The organism is Geodermatophilus sp. SYSU D00814, assembly GCF_054050055.1.
In genome coordinates this window covers 1-17,970 of the sequence record NZ_JBJGYP010000034.1, presented here as the reverse complement: position 1 = coordinate 17,970, position 17,970 = coordinate 1, and the positions used below count along the sequence as shown (strand labels likewise).

Sequence of the window (17,970 nt, the reverse complement as noted above, 5' to 3'; positions counted from 1 at the left end):
CGCACGTCCCGCCGACGGCGGGCCCGTCCCGGGAGGACCGCATGAGTGCGCCCGACAGCACCCGACCCGGCGGCCCGGTGCGCGTCGCCGCCGTCCAGGCCGAGCCGCGGTGGCTCGACCTCGACGCCGGGGTGGCGCAGGTCGTCGACCTCGTCGGGGAGGCCGCCGGCAACGGCGCCCAGCTGGTCGCGTTCGGCGAGACGTTCGTCCCCGGCTACCCGTGGTGGATCTGGCTGGACTCCCCCGCCTGGGGCATGCAGTTCGTCGCCCGCTACGCCGCCAACTCCATGACCCGCGACGGCGAGCACATGCGCCGCATCGCCGCCGCGGCCGGGCGGCACGGCGTGCACGTCGTCCTCGGCTTCGCCGAGAAGGCCGGCGGCAGCCTCTACATGTCGCAGGCCTTCATCGACGACACCGGCACCGTGGTCTCGGTGCGCCGCAAGCTCAAGCCGACCCACGTCGAGCGCAGCGTCTTCGGCGAGGGTGACGGCAGCGACGTCCAGGTGCACGACACCAGGCTCGGCCGGCTCGGGGCGCTCAACTGCTGGGAGCACTTCCAGCCGCTGACCAAGTACGCGATGTACAGCATGGGCGAGCAGATCCACGTCGCCTCGTGGCCGAGCTTCTCGGTGTACCGCGGCGCGGCCACGGCGCTGGGCCCGGAGGTGAACACCGCGGCCAGCCGGGTGTACGCGGTGGAGGGGCAGACGTTCGTCGTCGCGCCCTGCTCGGTGGTGGGGCAGGCGGCCCACGACCTGTTCGCCGACACCGAGACCAAGCGGCAGCTGCTGCTGCAGGGCGGCGGGTTCACCCGGATCTACGGCCCCGAGGGCACCGAGCTCGCCGAGCCCCTGCCCGAGGACGCCGAGGGCATCCTCTACGCCGACCTCGACCCGGCCCTGATCGCGATCGCCAAGTCCGCCGCCGACCCGGTCGGGCACTACTCGCGCCCCGACGTCTTCCGGCTGCTGTTCAACGGGGCGCCCAACAGGGTCGTGGTGACGCCGGACCAGGCCGCGGCACGCCCGCCGGTGGAGCTGCCCGAGCCCAGCGACCTCGTCCCCGTCGACGCGTCGGCCCTCGAGCAGGTGGGCCGGCCGTGACCCCCGAGCCGGCGGTCCCGGCACTGCCCCCTCCCGACCTCGTCCTGGTGGTCGCCTGCTGGATCGACGCCGGTCCCGCACCCCGCGTGGGCCGGCCCCGGGTCCTGCGGCGGCGCGCACGGACAGGAGGGCAGGCCGGCCGCCGGGTCGCCCGCTGACCTCCGGGCCGCCCGGCCGCGGCGTGATCCCCCTCCGCCGCGGCCGGGTCCGGACGGCCCGCTCCCGCCCCGCCCGACCGGCCGCGGTCAGGCGCGCCGGACGGTGAGCCGAGGCGGCTGCGCCAGGGACTGGGCCACCACGCAGTACCGCTCGGTGAGCTGCGCCAGCCGCTCCAGCGTGGCGTCGTCGGCGTCGGTGTCCAGGACGGCGTCCACGGCGATGGCGCCGAACCCGACCGGCACGTCCCGGGCCACCCCGAGCGTGCCCCGGGCGTCCATGTCGCCGCGCGCGGTCAGCCGGGCCGAGCGGACGTCGACCCCCATCGCCGTGGCCACGCTGCGCATGGTGACGCCGGTGCAGGCCAGCAGCGCCTGCAGCAGCATGTCGCCGGAGCAGGCATCGCTGCCGTCGCCACCGGTCGAGGGGTGCAGCCCGGCGCGGACCGGCCCGGCCCAGGTCTGCACGGTGGCGGTGATCCCGGGGTCGGAGAAGTCGGCCTCGGCGTGCATCTGCGCGCAGGCCGTGCCCGGGTCCTCCCGGTAGCGCTGCTTCAGCGGAGCCTGCATCTCCCGCAGCTGGGCGGCGTCCATCCGACCTCCGTGTGTCCTCGGGGACCTCATGCTCGCACCGCGCGTTCGAGGCGCCGGACGGGGACCGCCGCGTCCGGGGATGCTCAGGCGCGACGGCCGGTCAGCACCCACCGCAGCCCCACGAACCGCGCCAGCCCGACCACACCGGTCACGGCGACGACGACGGCCACCGACGCCAGCGGTCCCGAGGCGGCGGTCCACCCCTCCAGCGCGGCCAGGGCGAGGCTGGTGGCCGCCAGCCCGGTGAGGGCGAGCCCGCCGCCGGCCCACTGGGCGGCCGCCCACCCGACCCGCTGGCCGGCGCGGAAGGTCAGCCGGCGGTGCAGCTCGTTGGCCAGGGCCGTGGAGGCGACGACGCCGACGAGGTTGGCCGCCTGGTCGCCGAGGCCGGCCAGCAGCAGGAACAGCCCGACGTACACCACGTTGGCCGAGCCGCCGACGAGCACGAACCGCGCGAACTGCGCCGGCACGTGGTCCTGCGCCACCCAGCCCGGCCAGGAGGCGGACCGGTCGAGGACCGCTGCGGTCATGCCAGCAGGCTCGCCGAGACGCCCCTCCGGTCACATCGGGGATGACCCTGGACCGGACCCTGATCCGTTCGTCCTCAGCGGCGGGCGCCCGACCGGGCACCCCGCGGCGACGGCACGGCAGCCGCACGGCGCCGGCCGGTGCGCCCGAGCAGCAGTGCCTCGGCGTCGGTGCGCTCGAGCGGCCGGGCGAAGAGGTGACCCTGCGCGGTGTCGCAGCAGCCCTCGGCCAGCAGCCGCGCCTGGTGCTCGTGCTCGACGCCCTCGGCCAGCACCTCCAGGCCCAGCGTGCGGCCCAGGTCGATGGTGCCGCGGACGATCGCCGGCAGCGGCTCGGCGTCGGCGATGCCCCCGACGAACGAGCGGTCGATCTTGAGCACGTCCACGGTGAACTGCCGCAGGTGCGCCAGCGAGGAGTAGCCGGTGCCGAAGTCGTCGAGCGCCAGCCGGACGCCGAGCGCCCGCAGCGCCGCCAGCGACGCCGCCGCCCGCTCCGGGTCGTCCACCAGCGCGGTCTCGGTCACCTCCAGCACCAGCGCGCAGGCGGGCAGCCCGCTGTCGGCCAGCGCCGCGGCGACCGAGCCGGCCAGGTCGGGCGAGCGCAGCTGGGTGGCCGACACGTTGACCGCCATCGACGTCGCGCCCGCGGCCGGGTGGTCGCGCCGCCAGGCCGCGGCCGTGGCGCACGCCTCGCGCAGCACCCACACGCCGATCTCGTCCATGAGACCCGCGGCCTCGGCCACCGGCACGAACCGGTCGGGACCGACCGCGCCCAGCCGCGGGGAGTCCCAGCGCAGCAGGGCCTCGAAGCCGGTCACCCGGCGGTCGGCCAGCGCCACCACCGGCTGGTACACCAGCCGGAACTCGCCGCGGTCGAGCGCACCGCGCAGCTCGTCCTCCAGCTCCCGCGCGGCCCGCGCCGCCGCCCGCATGCCGGGCTCGAAGCGCACCGTGCGGCCCCGGCCCTCGAGCTTGGCGGTGTACAGCGCGAGGTCGGCGTCGGCGACGAGCGACTCGGCGCCGGTCGCCCCGCGGCCGACGGCCACCCCGACGCTGGCCGACACCGCCACCGGCCCGCCGGCGAGCAGCACCGGGCGGGACAGCGCCGCGCGCACCCGCTCGGCGGTGGCCACGGCCTCGTCGTCGCCGCTGCCGGACTGCTCCACCAGGACGGCGAACTCGTCGCCGCCGAGCCGGGCCACCGTGTCGTCGGCGCGGACGGCGCCGCGCAGGCGGGCGGCGACCTCGCGCAGCAGCGCGTCGCCGGCGGCGTGCCCGAGACCGTCGTTGACTGCCTGGAACCCGTCGACGTCGAGGCTGACGACGGCGACCGAGCCGCCGCCGCGCACGGTGCGCAGCAGCGCCTGGCCGACGCGGTCGGCGAACAGCACCCGGTTGGCCAGGCCGGTGAGCGCGTCGTGCAGCGCGGAGTGCGCCAGGGCCTCCTCGGCCCGGCGGCGGCCGGTCACGTCGGTGACGTGGACGACGACGCCGCCCACGTCGGGGTCCTCGCCCAGGTCGACCAGCCGGACGCCGAGCCAGCGGTCCTCGCCGCGGTACCGGGCGGGCAGCTCGGCGTCCACCACCGTGCCGGGGGCGGCCAGCGCCCGGTCGAAGACCCGCTGCGCCTGCTCCGGGTCGACGCCGGCGAGCCGCACCGCCTCCCCGGCGCTCCGGCCGGACAGCGGGGCGGTGCCCAGCACCGCCGCCACCGGCGCCGGGTCGCCGAGCAGCCGGCCGCCGCGGGAGACCACCAGCACCGCGTCGGAGGAGTACCGGGCCAGCGTCGCGGCGTGGCGCTCCTGCGCGCGCAGCTGCGCCCGGGCCGCGGCCTCACCGCGCAGCAGCAGCGCGGCGCGGAGGAAGACCAGGACGGTGAGCACCACCGTGCCGGTGAGGATCGACACCGGGTTCCCCGCCCCGCCGGTCGCGTGGACGACGAGGTCGGTCGTGGGCGGCACCAGGAGCGCGCCGAGGCACACGGCCAGCCGCGCCAGGCCCGCCCGTGACGACGGTGCGGGGACGCCCGCCGGCGCCGGCGGGGAGGCCGGCGGCCAGGCGGCGAGGGCCAGCAGCAGGCTGCCGAGCACCCAGCCGGCGTCGAGGAGGGAGCCGAAGCTGTCGGCGTCGGCGTGCAGCAGGTAGGCGGTGTCGGAGACCAGCCAGCACGCGCAGGCGGCCGCCACGACCAGCGACGTCCGCTCGCCCTGCCGCCGGGTGGCCAGCAGGCGCACGACCAGGCCGATCAGCGCGGCGTCGATGGCCGGGTAGAGGGCCAGGGTGGTGCGGGTGAGCACGCCCAGCGACGCGTCCTCGACGGTCGCGGCGATCGACACCTCCCACACCACCAGCAGGACGGCGACGAAGACGACGAGCGCGTCGATCCACCCGGCCACCCGCTGGTCGCGGTCCTCGGTGTGCGTGCGCGCCAACAGCGCGAGCCCGAGGGCCACCGCCGCGTAGCCGGCGAGGTAGACCGCGTCGGCCGGGCCGGCACCGGAGCCGGACCCGGTGAGGGCGGTCTGCAGCTGCCAGAGCACGTCCCCGACCGCGGACAGGGTCACCCCGGCGGCGGCACAGATCGCCGCCGGTCGGCGGCTCCCCCGGCCGGCACCCGCCCAGGCGGCGACCACGGCCAGGCCGGTGACGGCGAAGTACAGGACCGTGCCGGCGGTCGTACCCGACCACGCGGCCAGCGCCCACAGCACCGCCGCCACCAGCGCGACGCCGGCGCAGCCCAGGACCGCACGGGGGACGGCGGGGCCGCCGGCACGCACGCTGGTCGAGGACACGGGATGCGCATCGGCCCGGAACGGAACGGTCTGGAACCGTTCCGCCCGCCGGTCCCCCGCGGGGGTGAGCCGCGATCAGCCCGCCGGGCGCAGCACCGCCACCACCACGTGCGGCCCGGGCTCGCGCAGCGCGGTCCCGAGCTGCTCGGCCAGGTCCTCGGCGGTCTCGGCGCGGGTGGCCGGCACCCCCATCCCGGTGGCCAGCGCCACGAAGTCCAGCGCCGGGCCGCCGAGGTCGAGCAGCTGCCCGGCCCGCTCCCCGCCGCCGGTGGCGCCCACCCGGGACAGCTCCCCCTGCAGGATCGCGTAGGAGGCGTTGTCGTAGAGGACGACGGTGACGTCGAGCTGCTCGCGCGCCATCGTCCACAGCGCCTGGATCGTGTACATGGCGCTGCCGTCGGCCTGCAGGACCACCACCGGCCGGTCGGGGCAGGCCACGGCCGCGCCGACCGCCATCGGCAGCCCGTCGCCGATCGCGCCGCCGGTGAGCGCCAGCCAGTCGTGCCGCGGCGCCCCCGACGTCAGCTCGGCGAGCCCGATGCCGGAGGTGATGGCCTCGTCGACCACCACGGCCCGCTCGGGCAGCAGCGCGCCGACCACCGCCGACACCGCCCGCGGCTCCAGCCGCCCGGCCGGCAGCTCCGGGCGGGAGGCCTCCAGCAGCTCCGGCTCGGCGCCGTCGGCCACCTGCCCGGCCAGCTCCTCGAGCGCCGCGACGCCGTCCTCCCCCGGCTCGGACAGCACGTGCACCGTGCAGTCCTCCGGGACCGGCGTGCCCGGCACGCCGGGGTAGCCGAAGAAGTGCACCGGCGAGGTCGCCCCCGCCAGCACCAGGTGCCGGGTGCCGGCCAGCGCCTTGATCGCCACCTCCGGCGGGTAGGGCAGCTTGCCGACGCCGGGCAGGCCCGCGCCGCGCACCATCCGCGCCGGGAAGGTCTCGGCCAGCAGCCGCACGCCGGTGCCGGCGGCGACCCGTGCCGCGGCGAGCAGCCCGGCCTCCGAGGCCACGACGTCGTCGCCGAGGAACAGCACGGTGGACTCGCCCGAGCGCAGCACCGACGCCGCCTCGTCCACCACCGCGGACGCCACCCGCGGGCGGGGCCGGACCGGCGGCGGGTCGGCCACGGCCGCGCCGTCGGACCACGAGACGTCGGCGGGCAGCACCAGCGTGGCGATCTGCCCGCGGGCGGCCGCGGCGACGGCGTCGGCGGCGTCGGCGGCGACGTCCCCGGGGGCCAGCGAGCGGCGCACCCAGCCCGACACGGTGCCGGCCAGCGCGTCGACGTCGGACTCCAGCGGCGCGTCCAGGCGCTTGTGCGAGCGGGCGTGGTCGCCGACCACGTTGACCACCGGGGTCCGGCCACGGCGGGCGTTGTGCAGGTTCGCCAGGCCGTTGCCCATGCCCGGCCCGAGGTGCAGCAGCGTGGCGGCGGGCCGGCCGGTCATGCGGGCCCAGCCGTCGGCGGCGCCGGTGGCCACGCCCTCGAAGAGCGTGAGCACGCCGCGCATCTCCGGGACGTCGTCGAGCGCGGCGACGAAGTGCATCTCCGACGTGCCGGGGTTGGCGAAGCAGACGTCGACCCCGGCGTCGACGAGCGTGCGGATGAGTGCCTGGGCGCCGTTCACCGGGAGACGTGCACCTCGGTCACCTCGAAGTGGGTCATGGTGACGCCGCCCGAGGCGAAGGTGGGCACGTCGGCCGCGCTGGCCCTGCCCTCCTCGGAGGCGAACGCCGCGCCCATCGCCTGCTCGGAGTCGAAGTCGAGCTCGGCGACCCAGTAGGGCGCGGGGGTGCTGGGGTCCAGCGGCTGCGGCCTGCCCGTGGTGAAGCGCACCAGGCCCGGCATCCTCACCGTGATCGGGATGTGGGTGTCCCGGTAGTGGGCGTCGAACGCCGCCGGGTCCTCGGGCTGCCCGTAGCTGACGACGAGCCTGTGCACCATCTGCGCCACCCCTGGGGTCGGCCGGGCACCGCCGCCCGGGTCCGCCCTCACCCTGTCAGGGGTGCACCCGTCGGCGCGACCTCAGAAGGTGACCACCAACCGGCCGCGCACCCCGCCGGCGGCGAGCACCCGGTGGGCCTCGGGCGCCTCCTCCGCGGCGAACGTGCGGGCCACCCGCAGCGTCACCGCGCCGGACTCCGCCTGCTCGCGCAGCCGGTCGAGAGCATCGGCGTTCTCCGCGTAGTGCCGCACCCGCGTCGGGAATGCCTCGACCCGGCCCGAGCCGTCGCCGCGGTACCCGCGGACGGTGGCCAGCCGCCCGCCGTCGCGGATCGCGGGCAGTACCAGCGCGTCCTGCACCGAGCCGTCGGCCAGCCCGTCCACGCCGTCGGGGAACTCCGCGCGGATCCGCGCGGCCACGTCGTCGCCGCGACGGACGACGACGTCGGCGCCCAGGTCGCGCACCAGCTGCTCGTCGGCCTCGGCGGCGTCGGCGACCACGGTGAGCCCGTCGGCCTTCGCCAGTTGTACGACGTAGCCGCCGTAGGCACCGGCCGCGCCGGTCACCGCCAGCACCGAGCCGGGCGCGAGGTCGAGGTGGTCGAGGGAGAGCCGGGCGGTGAGGCCGTTCATCGGCAGGGTGGACGCGGCGACGGCGTCGGCGCCGGCCGGCACCCGCGCCACCGACGCCGCCGGCAGCACGAGGTCCTCGCGGTAGCCACCGTGCGCGCCGGTCGGCACGACGATGCCCATCACCGCGTCGCCGACCGCCACCCGGTCGACGTCCGGCCCGACCTCGACGACCTCCCCGGCGGCGTCCATGCCGGGCACCCACGGCGGGGCCTTCACCGGGTCCCGGCCGGCGTAGGCGCCCTCGCGCAGGTGGGTGTCGGTCGGGCTGACGGCGGCGGCCCGCACCCGCACCCGCACCTGACCGGCCCCGAGGGGCTCGTCGGGGACGTCGAGGACGGTGAGGGTCTCGGGCCCTCCGAACCGGGTCACTCCCACGGCGCGCACGCCGTCGACCCTAGAAGGACCCTCCTGCCCCCCGCCGCTCGCATGCTCGCGACGGGACCCTGCAGGAGGGCCGCTCCAGCACGTCGCCTCTCACAGCCGATCGGCAGCGCCCGTCCCGGGGCGGTCCAGCCGCGGGACCGACGGTTCGAGGCATGCCACCGCTCCTGCACGGCGCGCACGACCGCGCCGGTGCCGGCGGCCGCGGACGGCCCGTCCTCGACGTCGTCGTCCCGGTGCACGACGAGGAGACCGACCTCGAGCCGTGCCTGCGCCGCCTGCACGCCCACCTGACCGAGTCCCTCCCCTACCCGTTCCGCATCACGGTCGCGGAGAACGCCAGCACCGACCGCACCCTGGAGGTGGCGCACCGCGTCGCCACCGAGCTGCCCGGCGTCGAGGTCCTGGCGATCCCGGAGCCCGGCCGCGGCGGCGCGCTGCGCACCGCCTGGCTGGGGTCGGACGCGCCGGTGCTCGCCTACACCGACGTCGACCTCTCCACCGACCTCAACGCCCTGCTCCCCCTGGTCGCACCGCTCATCAGCGGGCACTCCGACCTGGCGATCGGCACGCGGCTGTCGCGCTCCTCGCGGGTGGTCCGCGGCCTCAAGCGCGAGGTCGTCTCCCGCGGCTACAACCTGCTCCTGCGCCGCACGCTGGCCACCTCGCTGTCCGACGCCCAGTGCGGCTTCAAGGCCATCCGGGCCGACGTCGCCGCGCAGCTGCTGCCGCTGGTCGAGGACACCGGCTGGTTCTTCGACACCGAGCTGCTCGTGCTGGCCGAGCGGGCCGGGCTGCGCATCCACGAGGTGCCCGTCGACTGGGTCGACGACCCCGACAGCCGGGTCGACCTCGTGCGGACCGCGCGGGCCGACCTGGCCGGCATCGCCCGGGTGCTGCGGGCCCTGGCCACCGGGCGGCTGCCGCTGGCGCGGCTGCGCGCCACCATCGGCCGGCAGCCGCTGCCCGACCCGCTGCCCGGCGTCCCCGGCTCGCTGGCCGCCCAGCTGGTGCGCTTCGCCGTCGTCGGGGTGCTCTCGACGCTGGCCTACCTGGTGCTGTTCGTCGTCCTGCGCGAGGTCGTCGCCGCCCAGCCGGCCAACCTTCTCGCCCTGCTGGTGACCGCGGTGGGCAACACCGCCGCCAACCGGCGGGTGACCTTCGGCGTCCGCGGCCGCCCCGGCGCCGCCCGGCACCAGCTGCAGGGCCTGGCCGTGTTCGCCCTCGCCCTGGCCCTCACCAGCGGGTCCCTGGGCCTGCTGCACCTCGCCGACCCCGCGCCGGCCCGCGCCGTGGAGCTGACCGTGCTCGTCGGCGCCAACGCCGTCGCGACGCTGCTGCGCTTCGTGCTGCTGCGCGGCTGGGTGTTCCGCCCCGACCGCACCCCCGGCACGGCCGGCGCCGTCGCCGCGCCCGAGATGGAGACCGCCCGATGACCGCCACCCTGCCGGCCGTGCCGGCCCCGCCCGCCGTCTCCGGGACGCCGGCGCGCCCGCGTGCCGGGCGGGCCGCCCGGCTCCTCCGCGGCGCACCGGCCGACCCGGGCTGGGTCCGCCCGGCGCTGCTCGGCCTGCTGGCGGCCACCGGCGTCCTCTACCTGTGGGACCTGTCGGCCTCGGGCTGGGCCAACGCCTTCTACGCCGCCGCGGCGCAGGCCGGCTCGCAGAGCTGGGAGGCGTTCTTCTACGGCTCCTCCGACGCGGCCAACGCCATCACCGTGGACAAGCCCCCCGCCTCGCTGTGGGTGATGACGCTGTCGGTGCGCCTGTTCGGGCTGAGCTCGTGGTCGCTGCTGGTGCCGCAGGCGCTGATGGGCGTGGCCACCGTCGGGCTGCTGTACCTGGCGGTGCGCCGGGTGTCCGGCCCGGGCGCCGGGCTGGTCGCGGGCGCCGTGCTCGCGCTCACCCCGGTGGCGGCGCTGATGTTCCGCTTCGACAACCCCGACGCGCTGCTGGTGCTGCTCATGACGGCCGCGGCGTACGTCCTGACCCGGTCGCTGGAACGGGCCTCCACCCGCGGCCTGGTCGGCGTCGGCGTGCTGCTCGGGTTCGCCTTCCTCACCAAGACGCTGCAGGCGGTGCTGGTGGTCCCCGGCTTCGCGCTGGTGTGGCTGGTGGCCGCCCCGACGACGCTGCGCCGCCGCGTGCTGCAGCTGCTCGGCGCCGGGGTCGCGATGGTCGTGGCCGGCGGCTGGTGGGTCGCCGTGGTCGAGCTGGTGCCCGAGTCGTGGCGGCCCTACGTCGGCGGGTCGCAGACGAACTCGGTGTGGGAGCTCATCTGGGGCTACAACGGGCTCGGCCGGCTGACCGGCGAGGAGACCGGCAGCGTCGGCGGGGCCGCCGGCTGGGGCGAGACCGGGCTCGGCCGGCTGTTCGGGGCCGAGGTCGGCGGGCAGGTGGCCTGGCTGCTGCCGGCCGCGCTGGTGCTGCTGGCGGCCGGGCTGGCCGCCGTCGCCCGGGCGCCGCGCACCGACCCCCGCCGGGCCGCGCTGCTCACCTGGGGCACCTGGCTGGGCGTCACCGGGCTGACCTTCAGCCTGATGGCGGGCATCTTCCACGCCTACTACACCGTCGCCCTCGCCCCGGCGATCGCCGCGCTGGTCGCCGTCGGCGGTGCGCTGGTCTGGCGGCGGCGGGACCGGGTGGCGGCCCGGCTGGTCCTGGCGGTGACCACGGCCGGCACCGCGCTGTGGGCCTGGGTGCTGCTGGGCCGCTCGGCGGACTTCCTGCCCTGGCTGCGCTGGTCCGTCCTCGCCGCGGGCCTGGTGGCGGCGCTGGGACTGCTCGCCGTCGACCGGCTGGGGCGCGCCGTCGTCGCCGGGGTGCTGGCCGTCGGCCTGCTCGCCGGGGTCGCCGGCCCGGCCGCCTACGCCGTGCAGACCGCCGCCACACCGCAGACCGGCTCCATCCCCAGCGCCGGGCCGGCCGTCGCCGGGGCCGGGTTCGGCGGTGGCCCGGGCGGGGGCGCCCCGTTCCGCGGCGGGCAGCCCCCGGCCGGCGGGCCGGCCGCCCTCCCCGGCGCCGCGCCGCAGGGCACCGTCACCCGCGGCCCGGGGGGCGGGACGGGCGGCCTGCTGGGCGCCGCGGACGTCAGCGAGGAGACGGTCGCCGCGCTGACCGCCGACGCGGACGGGTACACCTGGATCGCCGCCGCCGTCGGCTCGAACACCGCGGCGGGCTACCAGCTGGCCACCGGGCTGCCCGTGATGGCGGTCGGCGGGTTCAACGGCAGCGACCCCTCGCCGACCCTCGAGCAGTTCCAGCAGTACGTCGCCGACGGCGAGATCCACTGGTTCGTCGGCGGCGGCACGGGGATGGCCGGCGACGGCGGCAGCTCGGCGTCGGCCGAGATCGCCGCCTGGGTGGCGGAGAACTTCACCGCCCAGACGATCGACGGCGTCACCGTCTACGACCTGAGCCGGCCGACGGGCTGACACCGCGGGAGGGCGCCGGGACCCCCGGGCCCTCCCGCGTCCAGCGGGTGGTCTCCCGCACCACCACCCGCCACTCGTCCGGCACCGGGTCCCCGGGCTCGAGGCCCAGCGCGACGAGGGCGCAGCGGGACCCCTGCCGGCGCAGCGACTGCGCGAGGGTGGTCAGCCCGGCGCGCCCGGCGGCGTCGCTGTCGTCCCAGCCGGTCACCGCCACGTCGCCGGGGGCGTCGAGTCCCGCGGCCGCCACGGCACGCAGCGCCCCGAGCGCGAGTTCGTCGCTCATCGCGGCGACGGCGTCCGGGCGGTGCGGGCCGCGGAGCAGCTCGGCGGTGAACGCCTCCCCGTGCCCGGCGTCGTTGACCGGGCAGACGGCGAACCGCAGCTCCTCGGGAGCGTGCCCGGCGCCGGTCCAGGCGTCGCGCAGGCCCTCCCACCGGTGCCGGGTGACCGGGAAGCGCACCGGCCCGACCGCCGGGCCGGCGAGCAGCCGGCGGGTCCGGTCCCGGTCGAGCGGGAAGCCGAGCACCACCGGCCGGCGCGCACCGGCGAAGGCCACCCGGCCGATCGCCGTGGCGGCGGCACGGTCGTCGATGCCGACCACCGGCAGTCCCCGCCGGTGCGGCCCGGCGTGGACCACCGCGGGCAGCCCGGTGTCGGCCACCGCGTCGAGCACCGGGTCGTCGTCGCTGGTGGTCCAGACGACGAAGCCGTCGACCAGCGCCCGGGCGACCCGCTCGGGATCGCTCGGGGCCCCGGTGATCGGCACCAGCGTGAGCCCGACGCCCTGCGCCGCGCAGACGTCGGCGACGCCGGCGAGGAACCGGGCCGCCTGCGGGTCGTCGAACGCGTAGGCCAACCGCTCGCCGAGGACGACGCCGAGACTCCCGGCGCGGCCCCGGCGGAGCGAGCGGGCAGCCGGGTGGGGACCGGGGTAGCCCAGCTCCTCGGCCGCGGCCCGCACTCGGGCCGCGGCCTCCTCCGACACCCGTCCGGGCCGGGAGTAGACGTAGGACACCGTCATCGGGGACAGGCCCGCGGCCCGGGCCACGTCCCGCATCGTCGGACGCCGCGCCGGGTCGCCGCCGGTCCTGTCCACCCGTAGATTCTAGCTGTGTATCGATACACACGGCGGGCAGCGGACCCGGCGTCCGAGGTCTCCCCGACCCCCGGACCGGACGCGGCGAGCGACTCCGGCCCCTTCGTGCGGGACGCACCGACCGTGGTCGCCTACGCGACGCTGGCCTGCTTCACCTTCTGGCTGTACGCCTTCGGGCCCGCACTGACCCTGCTGCGCGAGGAACTGCACTTCTCCTACACCGTGCTGGGCCTCTACTCCGTGCTGTGGTCCGGCGGCGCCGCGCTGGCCGGCGCCGGGTTCGCGGTCGCCGCGCGCCACCTGCCGCGGGCCGCGCTGCTCTGGGGCTCGGCCCTCGCCACCGTCGCCGGCGCCGCGCTGTTCACCCTCGCCTCCGGGATCGCCCCCACTCTCGTCGGCGCCGTGGTGCTGGGGGTGGCGGGGACGACCCTGCTGGCGGTGGTCCAGGCGGTGCTCTCCGACCGGCACGGTCCCCGGCGGGACCGGGCCCTGACCGAGGCCAACGTCGGTGCCGCGGCCTGTGCGGTGACCGCCCCGCTGGCCCTGGGCGCACTGGCGGGCAGCCCGGCCGGCTGGCGCGCCGCCTTCGCACTGCCGGCGGTCGCCCTCGTCGCCCTGTACCTGCGGTACCGCCGCCTCCCGCTGACGGCGACCCCCCGGCCCCGCGACGACGGAGGCGCGCCCACCGCACCCCGGACCCCGGGGCGGCTCCCCGTGGCCGGCTGGCTCTTCGCCGCGCTCACCGCGGTCGGCATCGCCGTGGAGTTCTGCCTGGTCTACTTCGGCACCGAGGTGCTCGTCGGCACGGGCCTGACGACCGCCGCGGCCGCCACCGCCCTCAGCAGCAACTACCTCGGCCTGCTGGTCGGCCGCCTCGCCGGCGCGGCACTCACCCGCCGCCCCGGCCGGACCGCCGCGCTGCTGCACGTCTCGCTGGCGGTCACCGCCGCCGGGTTCCTCCTGTTCTGGCTGGGCGACCACCCGGCACCCGCCGTCCTGGGCCTGTTCGTCTGCGGGACGGGCATCGCCAACCTCTATCCGCTCTCGGTGGCCCTGACCCTGGGCGCCGCCCCCGGACAGGAGGACCGGGTCCAGGCCCGGACGCAGCTGCTCGGTGGCGTGGTCACCGCCGCCGCGCCCTTCCTCCTCGGCAGCCTCGCCGACGTCCACGGGCTCACCGTCGCGTTCGTGCTGGAGCCCGTGCTCATCGGGACCGGCGTCCTGCTGCTGCTCACCGGCCGCCGCGCGCAGGAGCGGCGGAGCTGACACCGCGCGACACCACGAGGACTTGCGCATGACGTCACAGTGGTGTCATCGTGACGTCATGGATCTGACGCCGTTCGTCGACCAGCTCCGCCGGGAGCTCGCGCTGGCCGCCGCACCGGGCGGTGAGGAGGCACAGGCCCTCGCCGAGCGGCTGACCGCCCCGCTGGAGTCCTCGGTCCGGCTGGCCCTGCTCAGTGCGCTGTCCGCGGCGGCGGAGGAGCTCACCGGTCAGCTGGCCCCCGGCTCGGTCGACGTGCGGCTGCGGGGCAGCGACATCGGCTTCGTCGTCACCCCGCCGCCGGACGCGGAGCCGCACGCACCGGCACCCGAGCCCGGCGTCCCGGACGCCGACGACGGCACCACGATCCGCATCACGCTGCGGCTGCCCGAGCCGCTCAAGGCCCGGGTCGAGGAGGCGGCCGCCCGCCTCGGCTCGTCGGTGAACACCTGGCTGGTCCGCGCCGTCAGCGACGCGCTCACCCGCGTCGAGCGCCCGGCGGGCGAGGCCCGCCGCTCCCGGTGGTCGTCGGGCCAGTCCTACACCGGCTGGGTCCGCTAGCCCCGCTCGCGCACACCTGCACCGCACCCCCGGCCGACCGGACGGGGGCCGACCCGGCACGCCCAGGAGGCGCCGCCATGCCCACCTTCGACACCCCCGACCCGATCAGCGCCCGCATCGACGTCGCCGCCGGCGGCGTCCGCGTCCGGGCCACCGACCGCGCGGTCACGGAGGTCACCGTGCGCCCCCGGAACGACCGCAGCAACGCCGACGTGCAGGCCGCCGAGCAGGCGACGGTGAGCTGCGCCGACGGGCACCTGCTGGTCCGCTCCACCGGCCGCCCGCGGCTGCTCTTCCTCGGCTCCGGCGGCGAGGTCGACGTCGACGTCGTCCTGCCGGAGGGCTCGGCGCTCGACGTGCGGACGACCGCGGGCGACGTCTCCTGCTCCGGCCGGCTCGGTGCGGTCACCCTCGAGACCCGCTACGGCGACCTCCGGCTCGACACCGCGACCGGGCTCCGCGCCCGCACCAGCAGCGGCGGCGTCACCGCCGGCGCCGTGGACGGCGACGCGGTCGTGCGCACCGACTACGGCGACGTGCGGGTCGGCCGCACCGACGGCGACGCCCGGCTGCACACCTCCTGCGGCGACGTCACCGTCGACCGCGCCGCCGGCTCCCTGCTCGGCAGCACGAGGTACGGCAGGGTCCGCGTCGGCGAGGCGGTGCGCGGGTCGGTGGTGCTCGAGACCGCCTACGGCGAGGTCGAGGCCGGCGTCCCCGCCGGCACCGCGGCCTGGCTGGACCTGCAGGCGGCCTCGGGCAGCATCCGCAACGAGCTCACCTCCGCCGACGGTCCCGACGACGCCGCCGGCACCGTCGAGCTGCGGGCCCGCACCGGCTACGGCGACATCCTCGTCCGCCGGGCGTGAGGGGACCTGCCGTGATCTCCGTCGCCGGACTCCGCAAGGCCTTCGGCTCCACCGTCGTCCTCGACGGGCTGGACCTCGCCGTGCCCGAGGGCAGCGTCTACGCCCTGCTCGGCCCCAACGGTGCCGGCAAGACCACCACCGTCGACATCCTCTCGACGCTGCTGCCCGCCGACGGCGGCGAGGTGCGCGTCGCCGGGCACGACCTGCGCCGGGAACCGGACGCGGTGCGCGCCGCGATCGCGCTCACCGGCCAGTTCTCGGCGGTCGACACGCTGCTCACCGGCGCCGAGAACCTGCGGCTCATGGCCGACCTGCACCACCTGGGCCGGGAGGAGGGCCGTCGCCGCGCCGCCGAGCTGCTCGAGCGCTTCGACCTCGTCGACGCGGCCGGCAGGCCGCCGGCCACCTACTCCGGGGGCATGCGCCGCCGGCTGGACCTGGCGATGGGTCTCGTGGGCCGTCCGCGGGTCGTCGTCCTCGACGAGCCGACGACCGGGCTCGACCCCCGCAGCCGGCGGGCGATGTGGGACGCCGTCCGCGAGCTCGTGGCCGACGGCGTCACGGTCCTGCTCACCACGCAGTACCTCGAGGAGGCCGACCACCTGGCCGACCGCATCGGCGTCCTCGACGGTGGCCGGCTGGTGGCGGAGGGCACCGCCGAGGAGCTCAAGCGGCTGGTCCCCGGCGGTTCGGTGCGGCTGCGCCTGCCCGACGCCGCCGCGCTCGAGCGGGCCCGCCGCGCCCTGGGCACCGGTGCGGCCGACCCGGCGGCACTGGTCCTCGAGGTCCCGGGCGACGGCAGCGTCCCCGCGCTGCGGGCCCTGCTCGACCGGCTCGACGACGCCGGCGTGGAGGCCGCCGGCCTGACCGTGCACACCCCCGACCTGGACGACGTCTTCCTGGCCCTCACCGGCCGGCCGGCCCCCGAGGAGGTGCCCTCGTGACGACGCTGGGCCTCACGCTGAGCGACTCCGCGACGATGCTGCGGCGCAACCTGAAGCGCGCCGCGCGCTACCCGGGGCTGACGCTCGTCGTGGCCGCGCTGCCGATCGTCTTCCTGCTGCTGTTCGTCTACGTCTTCGGGGGGACGCTCGGCGCGGGGCTGGGCGGCCCGTCGGGCGGCCGGGCGGAGTACGTCACCTACGTCGTCCCCGGGATCCTGGTCCTGGCCATCACCGGGGGCGCGCAGGGGACGGCGATCGGCATCGCCATGGACATGACGGAGGGGATCATCGCCCGCTTCCGGACCATGTCGATCGCGCGGGCGTCGGTGCTCACCGGGCACGTCGTCGGCGCGGTGGTCCAGACACTGGTCGGCCTCGCGCTCGTCCTCGCCGTCGCGCTGCTGGTCGGGTTCCGGCCGGACGCGAGCGCGCTGGAGTGGGTCGCGGCAGTCGGGGTGCTGGCGATGACGAGCTTCGCGCTGTCCTGGCTGTCGGTGGCCATGGGCCTGTGGACGAGGACGGTGGAGGCGGCCAGCAACCTGCCCATGCCGCTGATGTTGCTGCCCTTCTTCGGCAGCGGCTTCGTCCCGGTCGAGTCGATGCCGGGCTGGCTGCGCTGGTTCGCCGAGCACCAGCCGTTCACGCCGCTGATCGAGACGCTGCGCGGCCTGCTCACCGGGACGGCGATCGGGTCGGCCGCCGCGCTCTCGGTGGCCTGGTGCGCCGGCATCGCCCTGGTCGGCTACGTGTGGGCCCGGGCGAACTACGAGCGCCGCCCGGCACGTTAGGACGACGCGCCGCCGCCCGGGAATGGCGGCGGCGCGCCCGACGCTTCCCGGATCGGCACCGTCCGCGCACCAGCACCGCCCCGGTCCAGCATCGCCCCGGTCGAGCACGCCCCCCTCCCCCGCCCCGAGAGGCCGCGCATGCCCACGCTGCTGTCGCCCCGCCCCGCCTCCTCCGCCTCGCCGCCGGCTCCGCGCCGTCGTCGCCGCGGCCTCCTCCGCCTCGCGGCGGCCGGTGCCGGCGCGGCCGTGCTCCTGCCGGTCGGGCTGCAGGTCGCCGGCTGGCTGCCCGAGGACCCCTTCGGGCAGGACGAGGTCGACCGGAGCACGACCCCGCTCCTGCTCGCCCTCGAGGACCTGCACGAGTACCACGCCGCGACGGGCGCCTTCCAGGTCGTCGTGGACCGGGAGGTGGACACCCGGTACGTGCCGTCGGCCATCAGCGGCGAGCGGGTCCAGCTCCTCGCGACCGGGACCGCGGACGCCTACGTCGACTTCTCCGGCCTGGACGCCGGCGCGGTGACCCTCTCCGACGACGGCACCGTCGCGACTGTCGAGCTGCCGGCGCCGCGGCTGGACGAGGTCCGGATCGACCCGGAGGAGAGCCGTGTCCTCGACCGGGACCGGGGGCTGGTCGAGCGGATCGGCGACGCGCTCGGGGACGACCCGGTCGACGACAGCGAGCTCTACGCGCTGGCCGAGGACCGGCTCACCGCGGCGGCCGCCGAGAGCGACCTGCGCGAGCGCGCCGAGACCAACACCCGCGAGATGCTGACCGGCCTCGCCCGCTCCTTCGGCGTCGACGAGGTCGAGGTCCGCTTCGCGGAGACCGCCGACAGCGCCGGCTGACCGCACGGGCGGCCCGGGACCGCGGTGGTCCCGGGCCG

General features: G+C 77.3%; 17 protein-coding genes. 10 read left to right on the top strand and 7 right to left on the bottom strand.

The window, feature by feature from the left end:
- Window positions 1-41 precede the first annotated feature (41 nt).
- Together ACI780_RS20805 and ACI780_RS20800 are read left to right on the top strand one after the other, a co-directional pair.
- Entirely contained in the window at window positions 42-1,106 is a 1,065-nt protein-coding gene (locus tag ACI780_RS20805) for a carbon-nitrogen hydrolase family protein (protein ID WP_457005461.1), read from the top strand.
- Complete coding sequence (locus ACI780_RS20800) at window positions 1,103-1,264, top strand: hypothetical protein (protein ID WP_457005459.1); 162 nt, start codon at window positions 1,103-1,105, stop codon at window positions 1,262-1,264. Before ACI780_RS20805 ends, ACI780_RS20800 begins: the two co-directional genes overlap by 4 nt.
- Window positions 1,265-1,351: 87 nt before the next feature.
- Here ACI780_RS20800 and ACI780_RS20795 read toward each other — a convergent pair whose 3' ends face one another.
- The 6 genes from ACI780_RS20795 to ACI780_RS20770 all read right to left on the bottom strand — a co-directional run bounded on the left by ACI780_RS20795 (window position 1,352) and on the right by ACI780_RS20770 (window position 8,134).
- Window positions 1,352-1,855, bottom strand: coding sequence for an OsmC family protein (locus ACI780_RS20795; protein WP_456869699.1), 504 nt, complete (start codon window positions 1,853-1,855; stop codon window positions 1,352-1,354).
- A gap of 83 nt (window positions 1,856-1,938) precedes the next feature.
- Complete coding sequence (locus tag ACI780_RS20790) at window positions 1,939-2,385, bottom strand: GtrA family protein (RefSeq protein WP_457005457.1); 447 nt, start codon at window positions 2,383-2,385, stop codon at window positions 1,939-1,941.
- A 74-nt stretch (window positions 2,386-2,459) separates the two neighbouring features.
- Window positions 2,460-5,174, bottom strand: a complete 2,715-nt coding sequence (locus ACI780_RS20785) for a putative bifunctional diguanylate cyclase/phosphodiesterase (protein ID WP_457005455.1) — start codon at window positions 5,172-5,174, stop codon at window positions 2,460-2,462.
- A gap of 75 nt (window positions 5,175-5,249) precedes the next feature.
- Window positions 5,250-6,800 (bottom strand): acetolactate synthase large subunit, encoded by a 1,551-nt coding sequence (locus tag ACI780_RS20780; protein WP_457005453.1) that lies wholly within the window; start codon window positions 6,798-6,800, stop codon window positions 5,250-5,252.
- Complete coding sequence (locus ACI780_RS20775) at window positions 6,797-7,117, bottom strand: EthD family reductase (protein ID WP_457005452.1); 321 nt, start codon at window positions 7,115-7,117, stop codon at window positions 6,797-6,799. Before ACI780_RS20775 ends, ACI780_RS20780 begins: the two co-directional genes overlap by 4 nt.
- 81 nt (window positions 7,118-7,198) lie before the next feature.
- Window positions 7,199-8,134 carry an NADP-dependent oxidoreductase gene (locus tag ACI780_RS20770; RefSeq protein ID WP_457005450.1) on the bottom strand — a complete coding sequence of 312 codons (936 nt, stop codon included), beginning with the start codon at window positions 8,132-8,134 and terminating at the stop codon, window positions 7,199-7,201.
- Between the two features lie 152 nt (window positions 8,135-8,286).
- Between ACI780_RS20770 and ACI780_RS20765 the strand changes: the two genes are divergently transcribed.
- Window positions 8,287-9,567, top strand: a complete 1,281-nt coding sequence (locus ACI780_RS20765; protein ID WP_457005448.1) for a glycosyltransferase — start codon at window positions 8,287-8,289, stop codon at window positions 9,565-9,567.
- Window positions 9,564-11,564, top strand: a complete 2,001-nt coding sequence (locus ACI780_RS20760) for an ArnT family glycosyltransferase (protein ID WP_457005446.1) — start codon at window positions 9,564-9,566, stop codon at window positions 11,562-11,564. The genes ACI780_RS20765 and ACI780_RS20760 overlap by 4 nt, the downstream gene beginning before the upstream one ends.
- Here the strand turns inward: ACI780_RS20760 and ACI780_RS20755 are convergent.
- The gene (locus tag ACI780_RS20755) at window positions 11,530-12,660 is read right to left on the bottom strand and encodes a LacI family DNA-binding transcriptional regulator (RefSeq protein WP_457005444.1); all 1,131 of its coding nucleotides are present in this window, start codon (window positions 12,658-12,660) and stop codon (window positions 11,530-11,532) included. The two genes, ACI780_RS20760 and ACI780_RS20755, sit on opposite strands and share 35 nt — an antisense overlap.
- A gap of 105 nt (window positions 12,661-12,765) precedes the next feature.
- Between ACI780_RS20755 and ACI780_RS20750 the strand changes: the two genes are divergently transcribed.
- The 6 genes from ACI780_RS20750 to ACI780_RS20725 all read left to right on the top strand — a co-directional run bounded on the left by ACI780_RS20750 (window position 12,766) and on the right by ACI780_RS20725 (window position 17,932).
- Complete coding sequence (locus ACI780_RS20750; protein WP_457005442.1) at window positions 12,766-13,926, top strand: MFS transporter; 1,161 nt, start codon at window positions 12,766-12,768, stop codon at window positions 13,924-13,926.
- 58 nt (window positions 13,927-13,984) lie between these two features.
- Window positions 13,985-14,485 (top strand): hypothetical protein, encoded by a 501-nt coding sequence (locus ACI780_RS20745; RefSeq protein ID WP_457005440.1) that lies wholly within the window; start codon window positions 13,985-13,987, stop codon window positions 14,483-14,485.
- Window positions 14,486-14,562: 77 nt separating this feature from the next.
- A complete protein-coding gene (locus tag ACI780_RS20740) occupies window positions 14,563-15,354 on the top strand; it encodes a DUF4097 family beta strand repeat-containing protein (RefSeq protein ID WP_457005438.1) in 792 nt (263 codons plus the stop codon).
- An 11-nt stretch (window positions 15,355-15,365) separates the two neighbouring features.
- Window positions 15,366-16,298: an ATP-binding cassette domain-containing protein gene (locus tag ACI780_RS20735; protein ID WP_457005436.1), complete on the top strand. Its 933-nt coding sequence runs from the start codon at window positions 15,366-15,368 to the stop codon at window positions 16,296-16,298.
- Complete coding sequence (locus ACI780_RS20730) at window positions 16,295-17,086, top strand: ABC transporter permease (RefSeq protein ID WP_457005434.1); 792 nt, start codon at window positions 16,295-16,297, stop codon at window positions 17,084-17,086. The genes ACI780_RS20735 and ACI780_RS20730 overlap by 4 nt, the downstream gene beginning before the upstream one ends.
- Before the next feature lie 138 nt (window positions 17,087-17,224).
- On the top strand, window positions 17,225-17,932 hold the full coding sequence (locus ACI780_RS20725) for a DUF4230 domain-containing protein (RefSeq protein WP_456869685.1): 708 nt from the start codon (window positions 17,225-17,227) through the stop codon (window positions 17,930-17,932).
- Window positions 17,933-17,970: the final 38 nt, after the last annotated feature.